General features: G+C 73.2%; 13 protein-coding genes. 6 read left to right on the top strand and 7 right to left on the bottom strand.

Annotation, left to right across the window (positions count from 1 at the left end):
• Positions 1-32 precede the first annotated feature (32 nt).
• The 3 genes from ACFVYS_RS27760 to ACFVYS_RS27750 form a co-directional block, all read right to left on the bottom strand.
• Entirely contained in the window at positions 33-1,103 is a 1,071-nt protein-coding gene (locus ACFVYS_RS27760; RefSeq protein WP_389506274.1) for an iron-siderophore ABC transporter substrate-binding protein, read from the bottom strand.
• 82 nt (positions 1,104-1,185) lie between these two features.
• On the bottom strand, positions 1,186-2,901 hold the full coding sequence (locus tag ACFVYS_RS27755) for an ABC transporter ATP-binding protein (RefSeq protein ID WP_389506272.1): 1,716 nt from the start codon (positions 2,899-2,901) through the stop codon (positions 1,186-1,188).
• Between the two features lie 143 nt (positions 2,902-3,044).
• Positions 3,045-4,793 carry an ABC transporter ATP-binding protein gene (locus ACFVYS_RS27750; RefSeq protein WP_389506270.1) on the bottom strand — a complete coding sequence of 583 codons (1,749 nt, stop codon included), beginning with the start codon at positions 4,791-4,793 and terminating at the stop codon, positions 3,045-3,047.
• 211 nt (positions 4,794-5,004) lie between these two features.
• Between ACFVYS_RS27750 and ACFVYS_RS27745 the strand changes: the two genes are divergently transcribed.
• The 3 genes from ACFVYS_RS27745 (at position 5,005) to ACFVYS_RS27735 (ending at position 7,255) form a co-directional block, all read left to right on the top strand.
• On the top strand, positions 5,005-5,760 hold the full coding sequence (locus ACFVYS_RS27745) for a cobalt-precorrin-6A reductase (protein ID WP_389506268.1): 756 nt from the start codon (positions 5,005-5,007) through the stop codon (positions 5,758-5,760).
• A gap of 296 nt (positions 5,761-6,056) precedes the next feature.
• The gene (locus tag ACFVYS_RS27740; protein ID WP_389506266.1) at positions 6,057-6,971 is read left to right on the top strand and encodes a HipA family kinase; all 915 of its coding nucleotides are present in this window, start codon (positions 6,057-6,059) and stop codon (positions 6,969-6,971) included.
• Positions 6,968-7,255 carry a SelT/SelW/SelH family protein gene (locus tag ACFVYS_RS27735; protein WP_389506264.1) on the top strand — a complete coding sequence of 96 codons (288 nt, stop codon included), beginning with the start codon at positions 6,968-6,970 and terminating at the stop codon, positions 7,253-7,255. The genes ACFVYS_RS27740 and ACFVYS_RS27735 overlap by 4 nt, the downstream gene beginning before the upstream one ends.
• Before the next feature lie 21 nt (positions 7,256-7,276).
• Here ACFVYS_RS27735 and aceB read toward each other — a convergent pair whose 3' ends face one another.
• Both aceB and ACFVYS_RS27725 read right to left on the bottom strand, forming a co-directional pair.
• The gene (gene aceB, locus ACFVYS_RS27730) at positions 7,277-8,911 is read right to left on the bottom strand and encodes a malate synthase A (RefSeq protein ID WP_389506263.1); all 1,635 of its coding nucleotides are present in this window, start codon (positions 8,909-8,911) and stop codon (positions 7,277-7,279) included.
• A gap of 183 nt (positions 8,912-9,094) precedes the next feature.
• Positions 9,095-9,706, bottom strand: coding sequence for an NTP transferase domain-containing protein (locus ACFVYS_RS27725; protein WP_389506261.1), 612 nt, complete (start codon positions 9,704-9,706; stop codon positions 9,095-9,097).
• A gap of 169 nt (positions 9,707-9,875) precedes the next feature.
• Here ACFVYS_RS27725 and ACFVYS_RS27720 point away from each other — a divergent pair, with 169 nt between their 5' ends.
• Positions 9,876-10,190 carry a DUF5955 family protein gene (locus tag ACFVYS_RS27720; protein ID WP_389506260.1) on the top strand — a complete coding sequence of 105 codons (315 nt, stop codon included), beginning with the start codon at positions 9,876-9,878 and terminating at the stop codon, positions 10,188-10,190.
• Positions 10,191-10,234: 44 nt separating this feature from the next.
• Here the strand turns inward: ACFVYS_RS27720 and ACFVYS_RS27715 are convergent, their stop codons facing one another.
• Positions 10,235-11,032, bottom strand: a complete 798-nt coding sequence (locus ACFVYS_RS27715; protein WP_389506258.1) for an IclR family transcriptional regulator — start codon at positions 11,030-11,032, stop codon at positions 10,235-10,237.
• A 269-nt stretch (positions 11,033-11,301) separates the two neighbouring features.
• Between ACFVYS_RS27715 and allB the strand changes: the two genes are divergently transcribed.
• Positions 11,302-12,639 carry an allantoinase AllB gene (gene allB, locus ACFVYS_RS27710; RefSeq protein WP_389506256.1) on the top strand — a complete coding sequence of 446 codons (1,338 nt, stop codon included), beginning with the start codon at positions 11,302-11,304 and terminating at the stop codon, positions 12,637-12,639.
• A gap of 86 nt (positions 12,640-12,725) precedes the next feature.
• Positions 12,726-13,841 (top strand): allantoicase, encoded by a 1,116-nt coding sequence (gene alc, locus ACFVYS_RS27705; protein ID WP_389506254.1) that lies wholly within the window; start codon positions 12,726-12,728, stop codon positions 13,839-13,841.
• 233 nt (positions 13,842-14,074) lie between these two features.
• Here the strand turns inward: alc and ACFVYS_RS27700 are convergent, their stop codons facing one another.
• Positions 14,075-14,821, bottom strand: coding sequence for an SDR family oxidoreductase (locus ACFVYS_RS27700; RefSeq protein ID WP_389506252.1), 747 nt, complete (start codon positions 14,819-14,821; stop codon positions 14,075-14,077).
• Positions 14,822-14,942 lie beyond the last annotated feature (121 nt).

The raw sequence follows: 14,942 nt of genomic DNA, 5'->3' as shown, positions 1-14,942 counted from the left end.
CGTCATGCCGTCGCGTATCGCCGTGGAGCCGGTCAGGACGCCGGCTGCTCCACCTCGGTGCCGGTCTTGCCGTCCACCGCCGCGGTGAGCTGCGGCACCAGGCGGTCGATGACGTAGGGCAGGCTCAGCACGGTCGACAGCGACACCGCGTTGCCGTAGTCGCCGGTCTCCTGGATGAAGACCTCACGGCCCTGCTTCACCACGTTCAGGTCGGAGTAGATCTTGTCGCTGTGCAGCTTGGTGACCGCCGTGGTGAGGTCCGGCACGATCCACACGGCGACGTCCTGGTCGAGCAGGTCGAAGCGCTCCTTGCTGATGTTGGCGCCGAACGTGTCCCCGATCACCTTGTCCAGGTCCTTCGGCAGGGTGAAGCCGAGGCCGGACAGGATCCGCGAGCGGGTGTCCTGGCTGCCGTAGACGAACGTGCCCTCGTACGGGGTCGCCATGACGGCCGTGGCCCCGGCGAAGGCGGGGTTGGCCTTCCTGGCCGCCGCGAACTTGTCCTCGACGCCCGACACGAGCGTCTTGGCCTCGGTCCCCTTGCCGAGCGCCTTGCCGATCTCCTCGGTCTGCTGCTGCCACGGCACGCCGTAGTCGTTGTACGCCTTCGGCTGGGCGACCACCGGCGCGAACTTCGACAGGCTCTCGTACTGGGCCTTGGTCAGGCCCGAGTACACGGCGAGGATGAGATCGGGCTTCAGCGCGGCGATCTTCTCCACCTGGGGGCCGGTGCCGGTGCCGGTGAGGACGGTCGGCGCCGCCGCGCCGCCCAGCTTGTCCTCGGCCCACGGGCCGATGGCGCCCTGGTAGCCGCCGAGCCACTCGGTCGTGCCGACCGGCACCTTGCCCAGCGCGAGGACGGCGTCCTGGTCGGTGAGACCGACGGTGACGATCCGCTTCGGCTCGGACTCGATCGTCGTACTGCCGTACTTGTGGCCGAGGGTCACGGGGAAGGCGCCGGCGGCGGACGAGGAGTCCGACCCCTTCGCGCCGGAGGACGAGGAACCGGAGCCGGAGTCGCCGCAGCCGACGGCCGCGACGGCGAGCAGGACTACGGAGGCGAGCAGGCCGGACAGCCGTGAGGCTCTGATGGCGCGGGGCATCGGATGATCCTTCTGTTCGTCGCGGTGCGTTCGGCGGGGGGTGGCCGGTTCCGGGGCGGGGGGATGGCGGGCAGGGTTCTCGTCAGGGGCCGTCCGGGGCGGGGGAGCGGCTGCCGGACCAGGCGTGCCACAGGGTGGCGTACGCGCCGTCGGCGGTGAGCAGTTCGTCGTGCGTGCCGCTCTCCACGACCCGGCCGTCACTGAGGACGACCACCCGGTCGGCGGTGGCGGCCTGGCTGAGCCGGTGCGCCACGACCAGCGCCGTACGGCCCCGCAGCGCCTGCTCGGCGGCCTCGTCGAGCTGGCGGGCGCCCGAGCTGCCCGCCTCGGCGGTCGCCTCGTCGAGGACCACGACCGGTGGGTCGGCCAACAGGAGCCGGGCCAGCGCGAGTTGCTGGGCCCGGTCGGCGGTGAGCCGGTGTCCGCCGTCGCCGACGACGGTCTGAAGGCCCTCCGGCAGCGCCTCGGCCCAGCCCAGGGCGCCCACCGTGGCCAGCGCCTCGCGCAGCTCCTCGTCGTCCGCCTGGGGGCGGGCCAGCCGCAGGTCGTCGGCGAGCGGCCCGGCGAAGACGTGCACCTCCTGCGTGACGAGCCCCACCAGGCGGCCGGACTCGTCCGGTTCGACGCCGCCGACGTCGATCCGTCCGCTCTCCGGCCGGTGCAGCCCCGCCACCAGCTTCGCGAGCGTCGTCTTGCCCGCCCCGGTCGTACCGACCAGCGCGACCCGTTCCTTGGGCCGGATCTCCAGATCGACGCCGTGCAGCACCGGGCGGCCGGGCACATACGCGTGGGAGACGGCGGTCAGTGTCACGGACGGGGCACCGGCGGCGGTCGAACGGTCCTCCGCGTGCCCGGCGAACGTGGACACCGGCTCGTCCACCACCCCGACCAGCCGGGCCAGTCCCGCCGTCGCCGACTGGGCGTCGTCGAGCAGCACGAGCGCGGTGTTCACCGGTCCGAAGAGGCTGTGGAAGTACAGCGCGGCGGCCGTGGCGGTGCCGACCGAGGCGGAGCCGGAGCGCACCAGCAGGAACCCGGTGACCAGGACGGCGCTGAGGCCCGCGTACTCGGCGATGTGCAGACGGCTGTAGAAGCGCAGCACCAGCTGCACCCCGCGCATCGTCAGTTCCACCGACGCCCGCGAGCGGTCGGTGACCCGCCGGGTGTGGCCGGCCTGGAGCCGGTACGCCCGTACGGTCCGCGCCCCGCCGATGGTGTCCAGCAGCTGCTGCTGCTGGGCCCCGGTGGCGATGCGCTCCTTGGCGTACAGGGGCACGGCGTTGCGCACGTACCACCGCGCGGTGTGCGCCTGTACGGGCAGGGCGACGAGCGCGGCCAGCAGGAACCGCCGGTCCAGCACGGCGAGGGCGCCCAGGGTCAGCACGATCGACAGCGCGGAGCGCGCCAGTTCGGGCAGGGCGCCGCGCACCGCGTCGGCGACCCGGGACACGTCCCGGGTGACCCGGGCGTTGAGGTCGCCGGAGCCCGCCTTCTCCAGCCGTCCCAGCGGCAGGGAGAGCGCACGTTCCACGAACAGCTCGCGCAGCCGGGCGAGCACGGTCTCGCCGAGCCGGGACACCAGCGACATGCCCAGCGCGGTCGTGACGCCCTGCACCACGGCGACCCCGGCCAGCGCGAGGACGGGCAGGGTCAGCGCGTCGGGGGAGCGCCGCTCGGTGACCACGTCGACGATGTGACCGAGCAGGGGCTGGGTGAGCAGCCCGACGGAGGTGGCGAGCACCATCAGCCCGAACCCGGCCCAGGCCAGCCCCCGATGCGGCCGCAACAACTCACGCACCGCGGCCCGGGTACGGGCGGGACTCGCCGTCGGCAGCAGGGCCCGATCGGCTTCCCCCTGCCCGGCCGCTGTCTGCCCTGTCTCTGTCCGCCCTGTCTCTGTCCGCGCGGCTTCCTTCCGCGCGGCTTCCGTCTGTTCCGTCGTCACGCCAGCACCGCCGTCCGGTAGGTCGCGTCGGCCTGTACGAGTTCGGCGTGGGTGCCTTCGGCGCCGACCCGGCCGCCGTCGAGGAGGACCACCCGGTCGGCGACGGCGAGCAGCGCCGGGCTGTTGGTCACCACGACCGTGGTGCGGCCGCGCCGGATCTCGCGCAGCCCCTCGGCGATGCGTGCCTCGGTCACCGCGTCCACGGCCGTCGTCGGATCGTGCACGACCAGGACGGGCGGTTCGGCGCGCAGGGCACGCGCCAGCAGGACGCGCTGGCGCTGACCGCCCGACAGGGACCGGCCGCCCTCGCCGACACCGGTCGCGGCGCCGTGCGGCAGGGAACGGGCCACCTCGTCGGCGTGCGCGGCGGCCATGGCACGCTCCGTCCGCGGATCCGCCGCCTCGTCCGCCGTCCCGCCCGCCTCGGCGTTCTCCGCCGGGCCGCCGCGCGACTCCGCTTCCGGAGTCACGTTCGCGGCCAGCGAGCCGTCGAACAGCACGGCGTCATGGGCGGCCACCAGCACCGCCGCCCGCAGCCCCGCCGGATCGAGTCGGGTCAACGGCACACCGTCCAGTTCCACCGAACCCGACTCCGGGTCGGTCTCCCGTCCCAGGCAGCGCAACAGGGCCTCGGCGGAGGCCGGATCCGTCACGGCGATCCCGGTCAGCCGCCCGGCCGACAGGTCGAGGTCGACGCCGTCCGGCCCGCCGAGCCGCACCCCGCGCAGCCGCAGCTCCCCGCGCACCGGGTCCGGCACCGGGGCCTGACCGCCCACCACGGCGGGTGCCGCGGCGAGGACCTCCGCGACCCGGGCGGCCGAGGCCCGGCCCTGCGCCAGTTCGGCGTTGACCCAGGCGAACGTCTCCAACGGCCCCAGCAGGAACAGCGCGAGACCCACCGCGGACACCAGCTGCCCGAGCGTGAGCGAGCCGTCGAGCGCCAGCCGTCCGCCGACCAGCGCTATCAGCGCGATGAACCCACCGGTCAGGGCGAGGACGAGCCCGGTCTGCCAGGACTCGGCACGTGCCGCGCGCAGGGTGGCCGCGAGCGAGGCACGGCTGGTACGGCGGTACCGCTCGACGGCCGCCTGCTGAGCGCCCAGCCCCTTCAGCACCCGGAGCCCGGCCACCAGGTCGGCGGCCACGCCCGAGGCGTGGGCGGCCCGGTCCTGCTCGGCCTCGCTGCGGCGCTCCAGAGGCTTGCTCAGCAGATGCCCCAGCCACAGCAGCACCGGCGTGCCCAGCAGCACGATCAGCCCGAGCGGCACGGACGTCAGCAGCAGCCACACGGCGCTGGCGGTCATGCCCGCGACCGCCCACATCCCGCTCATCAGCGCCATGTTCACCGCGCCGACGCGCTTGGCGTCCTCGGTGGCGACGTTGGCCAGCTCGCCGGGCAGCCGTCCCTCCTCGGCGCCGCCGCGGGCGTCGAGCACCCGGCGCACGATCGCCAGGCGAAGGGTGTGCGCGGCCTCTTCGGCACCGCGCTCACCGGCTCGCGCGCCCAGCCGGAAACTCCACGACAGTGCCACGTACATCCCGGCCAGGACGACCAGCCAGAGGGCGAGCCGCCCGGCGTCCTGTCCGGCCACGGCCTGGTCGATGACGACACCGATGAGCACCGGTACCAGGGCTTCCCCCAGTTGGTGCACACACCCGAGCGCCGCCCCGAGGCCGACGCGCCGCGCCTGCCCCCTGACCGAGCGCGTCAGGACGTCCCGCCCCGACTGTTCCCCTGATCTCACCAGCCACCCTCCGGAAACCGGTCAACTTAGGCAAGGCTACTCTAAGTAAAGGCGGGCGAGTCAATGCCCTGGCGGCCCGCCGCACCGCGCGGAGTGCTCCCGGGCGACGAGACCGGCGGGGCCGGGCCGGGAGCCGGTGTGCTTCAGTGGGCGCCGTGACCATCCCCGGCCGCGCCGCTCGGGCCCTGCTCTCCGGAAGGGACCGGACGCCGTGCACGTACTGATCCTGGGCGGGACCACCGAGGCCCGTCGCCTCGCCGAACTCCTGGCGGCCGACGCCGTGCCCGGGCTCCGCGTGACGACCTCCCTGGCCGGACGGGTGGCCGCGCCCCGGCTGCCGCCCGGCGCGGTGCGCGTGGGCGGCTTCGGCGGGGCCGAGGGGCTCGCCGTGTGGCTGGTCGAGCAGAAGGTCGACGCGCTCGTCGACGCCACCCACCCCTTCGCCGGGACCATCAGCCGCAACGCGGCGAAGGCCGCGGCCGACGCCCGGGTCCCGCTGCTCGCGCTGCGCCGCCCGGGCTGGGTCCCGGTGCCGGGTGACGTCTGGCACGAGACCGGTTCCCTGGCGGAGGCCGCCGCACTGCTGCCCTCGCTGGGCCGACGGGTGTTCCTCACCACCGGGCGCCTGGGGCTGGCCGCCTTCGCCGCCCTGGACGACCTGTGGTTCCTCGTACGCTCCGTCGACGCACCCGGGGCGCCGGTCCCGTCCCGCATGCAACTGCTGCTCGACCGCGGGCCCTTCACGCTCGACGGGGAGCGCGAACTGCTGCGCCGGCACCGGATCGACGTGGTCGTGACCAAGGACAGCGGGGGAGCGGCCACCGCCCCGAAACTGGCCGCCGCCCGTGCGGCGGGGCTGCCCGTGGTCGTGGTCCGCCGACCTCCGGTCCCCGCGGGAGTCCAGGTCGCGGCAGCGCCGGAGCAGGCCCTGCAATGGCTCAGGAACGCCGAACGGGGAGTCGGGTAGCGGACGCTGATGCCGCGTCAGAGGGACGGTACGGCGCCCAGGAAGCGTATGTGCGGGCGGTCGTCGGGGGCCGTTGGCGGGGAAGGCGACCCGGACGCCGTAGACGCCGGCGATGAGGGCCTCGGTGAGGACGTCGTGCGGGCTGCCGCAGGCCACCACGCGCCCCTCCCCGAGGATGACGAGCCGGTCCCAGTACATCGTGGCCAGGTCGAGGTCGTGCAGCACGACCGGCTCGGGTCCTCTCCTCGGCCGTCGGGCCTGGTTACTATGCTCATTCAGGCCAGAGGGAGTACGTCATGCTGACCGAGGTCACAGCGACCCGCTACCTCGCTCCGCTGCGGGCGGGCGGCTCCGTGCCCGCCGTCGTCGAGGCCGACGACCTGGGCACCTACGTCGTGAAGTTCACCGGCTCCGCGCAGGGCCGCAAGGCGCTCGTCGCCGAGGTGATCGTGGGCGAGCTGGCCCGCGCCCTCGGGCTGCGCTTTCCCGAACTGGTCCTGGTCCGGTTCGACCCGGCGATCGCCGAGCGGGAACCGCACCAGGAGGTACGGGAGCTGCACGCCGCGAGCGCGGGGATCAACCTCGGGATGGACTTCCTGCCGGGTGCCGAGGACTTCACGCCGGAGGTCGCCGAGGCCTTCCCGGTGGAGCCGCTGGAGGCCGGGCGGATCGTCTGGCTGGACGCCCTGACCGTCAACGTCGACCGGACGGTCCACAGCTCCAACCTGATGGTCTGGCCGACGTTCGGCACGGTCCCGCCCCGGCTGTGGCTCATCGACCACGGCGCCGCCCTCGTCTTCCACCACCGCTGGGACGGCGCCGACCCCGAGAAGCGCTACGACTTCCGCCACCACGCCCTCGGCCGCTGCGCCCCGGACACCCGGGCGGCCGACGCCGAGCTGGCGCCCAGGGTGACCGAGGAGCTGCTGCGCCGGATCGTGGCGGAGGTACCGGACGCCTGGCTGGCCGGCGAGGCGGGGTTCACGACGCCGGACGCGGTCCGGGAGGCGTATGTGCGCTACCTCCACGCGCGGGTGCGGGCCTCGGCGGCCTGGCTGCCCACCGACTTCCCCGCCCCGGAGGAGCTCGCCGCCGACGAGGCCCGGCGCGCGGCGAGGACGCTGCAGGGACGGCCCGACTGGCTCAAGCGGGTCCCGGACCTGCACGGCAAGCCGGCCGCGGAACAGGATTGGTCGGTGCACCTCGGATGAACGAGACGCGTGACGCGAGCGGGCGGGTCGAGATCGAGTACTGCACCCAGTGCCGCTGGCTGCCGCGCGCCGCCTGGCTGGCGCAGGAGCTGCTCACGACCTTCGAGGCGGAGCTGACGGAGCTCGCCCTGAAGCCCGGCAAGGGCGGGGTCTTCGTCGTCCGGGTGGACGACGAGGTGATCTGGGACCGCCGCGAACAGGGGTTCCCGGAGCCGACCGCGGTGAAGAAGCTCGTACGTGACCGAGTGGCCCCGGGGCGGTCCCTGGGCCACTCGGACAGGTGAGCTTCCGGTCGGTGCCGGTGTTCAGCCCTTGAGCTGCTCGTACGCCGGCAGGGTGAGGAAGTCCGCGTAGTCGTCGTCGAGGGCGACGGTCAGCAGCAGGTCGTGCGCCTGCTGCCAGTGGCCGGCCGTGAAGGCCTCCTCGCCGATCTCCGCGCGGATCGCGGCCAGTTCCGCGGCGGCGACCTCGCGGGCCAGCTCGGGCGTGGCCTTCACCGTGGTCCCGTCGCGCTCGAACTCCACCCCCGCGTTGATCCACTGCCAGATCTGCGAGCGGGAGATCTCGGCGGTGGCCGCGTCCTCCATCAGGTTGAAGATGGCGACCGCGCCCAGGCCGCGCAGCCAGGCCTCGATGTAACGGATGCCGACCTGCACGGCGTTGACCAGGCCCGGGTAGGTCGGCCGGGCCTCCAGCGAGTCGACTGCGATCAGGTCGGCGGCCTTGACGTCGACGTCCTCGCGCAGCCGGTCCTTCTGGTTCGGCCGGTCGCCGAGCACGGCGTCGAAGGAGGCCATGGCGATCGGCACCAGGTCCGGGTGGGCCACCCACGACCCGTCGAAACCGTCCTCCGCCTCGCGGTCCTTGTCCGCCTTCACCTTCTCGAAGGCGACCTTGTTGACCTCCTCGTCGCGGCGGGACGGGATGAAGGCCGCCATACCGCCGATCGCGTGCGCGCCGCGCTTGTGGCAGGTGCGGACGAGGAGTTCGGTGTACGCCCGCATGAACGGGGCGGTCATCGTGACCGCGTTGCGGTCCGGGAGGACGAACCTGGCTCCGCCGTCACGGAAGTTCTTGACGATGGAGAACAGGTAGTCCCAGCGGCCGGCGTTCAACCCGGAGGCGTGGTCCCGGAGTTCGTACAGGATCTCGTCCATCTCGTACGCGGCCGTGATCGTCTCGATGAGCACGGTGGCGCGGACGGTGCCCTGCGGGATGCCGACATGGTCCTGCGCGAAGACGAACACCTCGTTCCAGAGGCGGGCCTCCAGGTGCGACTCCGTCTTCGGCAGGTAGAAGTACGGACCCTTGCCGAGGTCGAGCAGGCGCTGGGCGTTGTGGAAGAAGTAGAGGCCGAAGTCGACCAGCGCGCCGGGGACCTGGCGGCCGTCGGCGTCGACGAGGTGACGCTCGTTCAGATGCCAGCCGCGCGGGCGCATCACGACGGTGGCGAGCTCGCCCGCGTCCTTCAGGGCGTACGACTTGCCCGACCCCGGGTCGGTGAAGTCGATGCTCCGGGTGTAGGCGTCGGCCAGGTTGATCTGGCCGAGGACGACGTTCTCCCAGGTCGGCGCGGAGGCGTCCTCGAAGTCCGCGAGCCAGACCCGGGCGCCCGAGTTGAGGGCGTTGATGGTCATCTTGCGGTCGGTCGGGCCGGTGATCTCGACCCGGCGGTCGTCCAGGGCCGCGGGGGAGGGGGCCACCCTCCAGGAGTCGTCCGCGCGGATGGCCGCGGTCTCCGGGAGGAAGTCCAGGGTGGAGGTGCGGGCGATCTCGGCGCGGCGCTCCGCACGCCGGGCGAGGAGTTCGTCGCGGCGCGGGGTGAACCGCCGGTGCAGCTCGGCCACGAAGGCGAGCGCCGCCTCGGTGAGGACCTCCTCCTGCCGCGGCAGGGGCTCGGCGTCGACGATGGCCAGCGGGGACGGCGCTGGTGCGGACATGAGCGGTCACTTCCTTCAGCGGTGGCACCGGGTGCCAGTCGAACCGAGTACGGCGGGCGGGGCCCCGGACGGGCCGGGCCCTTCTGATCAGTGGATACTAGTTTCCTCATCGTGGAACTTCAATGATTTGTTGATGTCGAGATTCTCCGCGTCGAGGCAAGGTGGCGCTCGGTGCCAGGCTCTTCACTCAAGGTGCGCGAGATCCTGCGGGGTGTCGATGTCGAAGGGGCGGGCCACGTCCCCGCACTCGACGAGCGTGATCGCCTCCTCGTGCTCCTTCAGATAGGCGCGTGCCCCCCGGTCGCCGGTGGCAGTCGCCGCGATGTCTCCCCAGTGGGCGGCTCCGAACAGGACGGGATGGCCGCGTACGCCGTCGTAGGCGGCGCAGACGAGCGAGGACTCGTCCGCGTACGCGGCCAGCACCCGCGCCACGGCCTGCGGCCCGATGCCGGGCTGGTCGACGAGGGAGACCAGGGCGGCCCGCGCCCCCGTTCCGGCGAGCGAGCCGAGCCCGGCCCGCAGCGACGTGCCCATGCCCTGCTCCCACTCCGGGTTCGGCACGATCACGCACCCCGCCAGCCGTGCCCGCTCCCGTACGGTGTCGGCGGCGGCCCCGAGCACCACATGCACCCGTGCGCAGCCCGCCGCGCGCAGCACCTGCACCGCGTGTTCGACGAGCGGCCGTCCCCGGTGTTCGAGCAGGGCCTTGGGGCGGCCGCCGAGCCGGCGGCCACCGCCCGCCGCGAGGAGCAGGCCGGTCACCTGGTCCGCGGTCCGGTCTTCCTTGTGCGTCATGCGTCCTGCATACCTGACGTGGCGTCGGCCGCGCGGTTCCGTGGGGCTGAATTTCGGTCCGCGCAGTGGCGCGCGCCGCGTCGGGTGGCGTTTACTGACCCGCGCGTCCTCCGGTGCCCGGTGCCGGTACCGCGGGGCCGCGGGCGGCTGAGCGCGCGTGGGGGGAGCTGTGTTGCGGAGCTTGAGGCAGAGGGCAGTGACCGGCAGTTACGAGGATCCGAGGGTGGCGGAACTGCGGACCGCGGTGTCCCGGCTGCGCCGCGAACTCGCCACGTATCCGGTCGAGTTCCCGGACCGCGCGATCGCCGAGGACGAACTCGCCGCGCTCGCCGCGATGGTGACCCATGGCATCCCCGAAGTCCCCCGGTTACGCCGCTCGTTGCTGCTGATCGCGGGCGCTATCGGTTCGGTGAGCGCACTGGCCCGGAGCCTGTCGGAGGTGCGCCACGCCGTGGAGCTGTTCGGGGAGACGCCGCGCCGCTGAACCCCGGCGGCCGCGGCCGTACACGGTGCGATCCGGAGCCCGGCCTAGACCGCGGGACCGGGGCTGGTCAGCGCCTGTGACAGTTCCACCGCGACCTGGCGCAGTACCGGCACGATCCTCTCCGTGGCCGACTCCGTGACGCGGCCCGCCGGGCCGGAGATGGAGATGGCCGCGGGGGTGGGGGAGTCCGGCACCGGCACCGCCAGGCAGCGCACGCCGATCTCCTGCTCGTTGTCGTCGACCGCGTAACCGGCCTGCCGTACGTCGGCGAGGGCCGCGAGGAAACCGTCCGGGGTGATGATCGTCTTGTCCGTGGCGGCGGGCATGCCGGTGCGGGCGAGCAGGGCGCGCACCTCGGCGTCCGGGAAGCCCGCGAGCAGTGCCTTGCCGACCCCCGTGGAGTGCGGCAGGACACGGCGGCCGACCTCGGTGAACATCCGCATCGAGTGCTTGGACGGCACCTGCGCCACGTACACGATCTCGTCGCCGTCGAGCAGCGCCATGTTGGCCGTTTCGCCGGTCTCCTCGACCAGGCGGGCCAGGTAGGGGCGGGCCCAGGTGCCCAGCAGCCGGGCGGCGGACTCGCCGAGCCGGATCAGTCGAGGGCCCAGCGCATAGCGGCGGTTGGGCTGCTGGCGGACGTAGCCGCAGGCCACCAGGGTGCGCATCAGGCGGTGGATGGTGGGCAGGGGCAGCCCGCTGCTCGCGGACAGCTCGCTCAGGCCGACCTCGCCGCCCGCGTCCGCCATCCGCTCGAGGAGATCGAAGGCGCGCTCGAGGGACTGGACCCCGCCGCTGGCGGACTTGGCGGAGTCGGTGGTGCTGGCGCTGGACGTCGGCACGGCGCGTTCCTTTCGAAACTGGCGGAAGGGGTGAAGCCTAACCCGGCGGTCGGTTGACTCCTCGCTTGCGCGTAGTTAGATTCTGCTGGCCGGAATATTAATTCCATCATGTGGAAATGTCCAGAGTGTCGGGGGTGGGTGCACTCTGGGGGAGTGGGCTCTTGACGGCGCGAGGGCAGGAGGGGAAGACTCCTTCAACAGAACGTTGAATTCCGTTACGTGGAAGTTTCTTCCGCGTGACCGGAGGAGAACGGAAGAGAGGGGCCCGGGTGTCCGAGGCTGAACTGGTGCTGCGCTCGACGCGCGTCATCACTCCCGAGGGGTCACGGCCCGCCGCGGTCGCGGTCGCCGCCGGCAGGATCTCGGCGGTACTGCCGTACGACGCCCCCGTCCCGGAGGGAGCCCGGCTGGAGGACCTCGGCGACGACGTCCTGCTGCCCGGTCTGGTCGACACCCATGTGCACGTCAACGACCCCGGCCGCACCCACTGGGAGGGCTTCTGGACCGCCACCCGCGCGGCGGCGGCCGGCGGCATCACCACCCTCGTCGACATGCCCCTCAACTCCCTCCCGCCGACCACCACGGTCGACCACCTCCGGGTCAAGCGGGAGGTCGCCGCCGACAAGGCGCACATCGACGTCGGCTTCTGGGGCGGCGCCCTGCCCGACAACGTCAAGGACCTGCGCCCGCTGCACGAGTCCGGCGTCTTCGGCTTCAAGGCGTTCCTCTCCCCGTCGGGCGTGGACGAGTTTCCGCACCTCGACCAGGACCGGCTCGCCCGCTCCCTCGCCGAGATCGCCGGATTCGACGGCCTGCTGATCGTGCACGCCGAGGACCCGCACCACCTCGACGCCGCCCCGCAGCGGGGCGGCCCCCGGTACGCCGACTTCCTGGCCAGCCGTCCCCGCGACGCCGAGGACACCGCCATCGCGCACCTCGTCGCGCAGGCGAAGCGCCTCCACGCGCGCGTGCACGTGCTGCACCTCTCCTCCAGCGACGCGCTGCCGCTGATCGCCGCCGCCAAGGCGGAGGGTGTCCGGGTCACGGCCGAGACCTGCCCGCACTACCTGACCCTGACCGCCGAGGAAGTCCCCGACGGCGCCAGCGAGTTCAAGTGCTGCCCGCCCATCCGCGAGTCCGCCAACCAGGATCTGCTCTGGCAGGCCCTGGCGGACGGCACGATCGACTGCGTGGTCACCGACCACTCCCCGTCCACGGCCGACCTCAAGACCGACGACTTCGCGACGGCGTGGGGCGGCATCTCGGGCCTCCAGCTGAGCCTGGCGGCCGTGTGGACGGAGGCCCGCCGACGGGGCCACGGCCTCGAGGACGTCGTCCGCTGGATGTCCGCACGCACGGCCGCCCTGGTGGGCCTCTCCCACAAGGGCGCGATCGAAGAGGGCCGCGACGCCGACTTCGCCGTCCTCGCCCCCGACGAGACCTTCACCGTCGACCCGGCGGCGCTCCAGCACCGCAACCGGGTCACTGCGTACGCCGGGAAGACCCTGTACGGCGTCGTGAAGTCCACCTGGCTGCGCGGCGAACGCATCGTCTCGGACGGCGAGTTCACCGAGCCGAAGGGCCGGCTCCTCACCCGCACCCCCTGACCCGAAGGAGTGCCCGACCTGCCCGTTCACCCGCACCCGCACCCGCATCCGCACCGGCCGACTCCCGAAAGGCAGACCTGATCACCGTGACGGCGATAGAGAGCTTCACCGGCGACGCGAACCCCTACGGCGGCGGCGACCCGTACGCGGACTACCGCACCGCCGACTTCCCCTTCACCCGGTTCGTGAATCTCGCCGACCGGCAGCTCGGAGCCGCGGTCGTCGCCGCCAACGACGAGTTCTTCGCCCAGCGCGAGAACCTGCTGGTGCCCGGACCCGCCGAGTTCGACCCGGAGCACTTCGGGCACAAGGGCAAGGTCATGGACGGCTGGGAGACCCGCCGCCGCCGCGGAGCCTCCGCCGACCACCCGTGGCCGACCGCCGAGGACCACGACTGGGCGCTCGTCCGCCTCGGCGCGCCCGGGGTGATCCGGGGCATCGTCGTCGACACGGCGCACTTCCGCGGCAACTACCCGCAGGCGGTGTCGGTCGAGGGCGCCTCGGTGCCGGGCTCGCCGTCCGCCGAGGAGCTCCTCGGCGACCATGTGAAGTGGACGACGCTGGTCCCGCGCACGCCGGTCGGCGGTCACGCGGCGAACGGTTTCTCCGTCTCGGTGGAGCAGTGCTTCACCCACCTGCGGGTCAACCAGCACCCCGACGGCGGCATCGCCCGCCTGCGCGTGTACGGGGAGGTCGTGCCCGATCCCGAGTGGCTGACGGCGCTCGGCGCCTTCGACGTCGTCGCCCTGGAGAACGGCGGCCGTGCCGAGGACGCGTCCAACCTCTTCTACTCGCCGGCGAGCAACACCATCCAGCCGGGCCGCTCCCGCAAGATGGACGACGGCTGGGAGACCCGCCGCCGCCGCGACCGGGGCAACGACTGGATCCGCTACCGGCTGGCGGCCCAGGCGAGCATCCGCGCGCTGGAGATCGACACGGCCTACCTGAAGGGCAACAGCGCGGGCTGGGCCTCGGTGTCGGTCAAGGACGGCGAGAGCGGCGAGTGGACGGAGATCCTCCCGCGCACCCGTCTCCAGCCCGACACCAACCATCGCTTCGTCCTGCCGGCCCCGGCGGTCGGCACGCACGCGCGCGTGGACATCTATCCCGACGGCGGCATCTCGCGCCTGCGCCTGTTCGGTTCCCTCACGGAAGCGGGTACGGCGGTGCTGACGGCCCGCCACCAGGAGCTCGGCGGCTGAACCGACCGCCACCACCGTGGACACTCCGGGCGGGAGGGGGTGTGCACGGCGCTGACGGCGCGACAGCGGCCCCGCGCGGCTCCGGCCCTCGGCGAGGCCGCCGGTGCGAGCCCCGCGCTACCGCCTCCCGCGCGAGCCCCGCCCGATGCCGACCCCGGTCCCGATCCCGATCCCGATCGGGATCCGATCCTGATGCGAATTCCGGCCCCGGATGCGGATCCCGATCCGGATCTCTAGGCCGCGTGCCCGCCGTCCACGGCGAACTCCGCGCCCGTGACGTACGCCGCCACCGCCAGGTGTGCGACCGTCGCGGCGACCTCCTGCGCCGTGCCGAAACGGCCCAGCGCGGTCATCGTCGCCTGGCCGGCCGCGTACGGGCCGTCCGCCGGGTTCATGTCCGTGTCGATCGGGCCGGGGTGGACGAGGTTCGCGGTGATCCCGCGCGGGCCCAGTTCCCGGGCGAGCGCCTTGGTCAGACCGATCAGGGCCGACTTGCTCATCGCGTAGAGGGTCCCGCCGGGGCCGGGCACCCGCTGGGTCATACAGGTGCCGATGGTGATGATCCGGCCGCCGTCCGCCATCCGCCCGGCGGCCGCCTGCGAGGCCAGGAACACCCCGCGCACGTTCACCGCGAGCACCCGGTCGACGTCGGAGAGGCCGAGCCCCTCCAGCGGTCCGAGGACGCCGACGCCCGCGTTGTTCACCAGTACGTCGAGGCCGCCCAGCGCCCGGGCCGTACGGTCCACCGCCCCGGCCGCCTCCCCGGGGTCCGCGGAGTCCGCGCGCAGCGCCACCGCCCGCCGTCCCAGCGCCTCCACGGCCGCCACGACGTCCTCGGCCGCCTCCTTGCCGTTTTCGTAGGTCACCGCCACGTCCGCGCCCTCCCGGGCGAGCCGCAGCGCGGTGGCCGCTCCGATGCCGCGGCTGCCGCCGGTCACGAGCGCCACCTTGCCGTTCAGGGTTCCTTCGGTCGTTGTCATGGGTCCATCCCAGCGGCCGGCGCCCCCGCGCGCTGGCGGCGAACGGACGTCGAGATCGCCCGGGGCGACAGGACGGCGACGGGCGCGCGGATCGCGCGGTCGGCGGAAGACCGGAACTCTT

The organism is Streptomyces sp. NPDC058295 (genome assembly GCF_042880655.1).
GTDB lineage: Bacteria > Actinomycetota > Actinomycetes > Streptomycetales > Streptomycetaceae > Streptomyces > Streptomyces coriariae.
The sequence above is the reverse complement of the archived record's forward strand: the minus strand, read 5'-3'. Positions and strand labels throughout refer to the sequence as shown.

Coding starts and splice junctions, on each gene's coding strand:
- ACFVYS_RS27760 (WP_389506274.1), bottom strand. CDS start 1,103: ATGCCCCGCGCCATCAGAGCCTCACGGCTGTCCGGCCTGCTCGCCTCC.
- ACFVYS_RS27740 (WP_389506266.1), top strand. CDS start 6,057: ATGCTGACCGAGGTCACAGCGACCCGCTACCTCGCTCCGCTGCGGGCG.
- ACFVYS_RS27735 (WP_389506264.1), top strand. CDS start 6,968: ATGAACGAGACGCGTGACGCGAGCGGGCGGGTCGAGATCGAGTACTGC.
- aceB (WP_389506263.1), bottom strand. CDS start 8,911: ATGTCCGCACCAGCGCCGTCCCCGCTGGCCATCGTCGACGCCGAGCCC.
- ACFVYS_RS27725 (WP_389506261.1), bottom strand. CDS start 9,706: ATGACGCACAAGGAAGACCGGACCGCGGACCAGGTGACCGGCCTGCTC.
- ACFVYS_RS27700 (WP_389506252.1), bottom strand. CDS start 14,821: ATGACAACGACCGAAGGAACCCTGAACGGCAAGGTGGCGCTCGTGACC.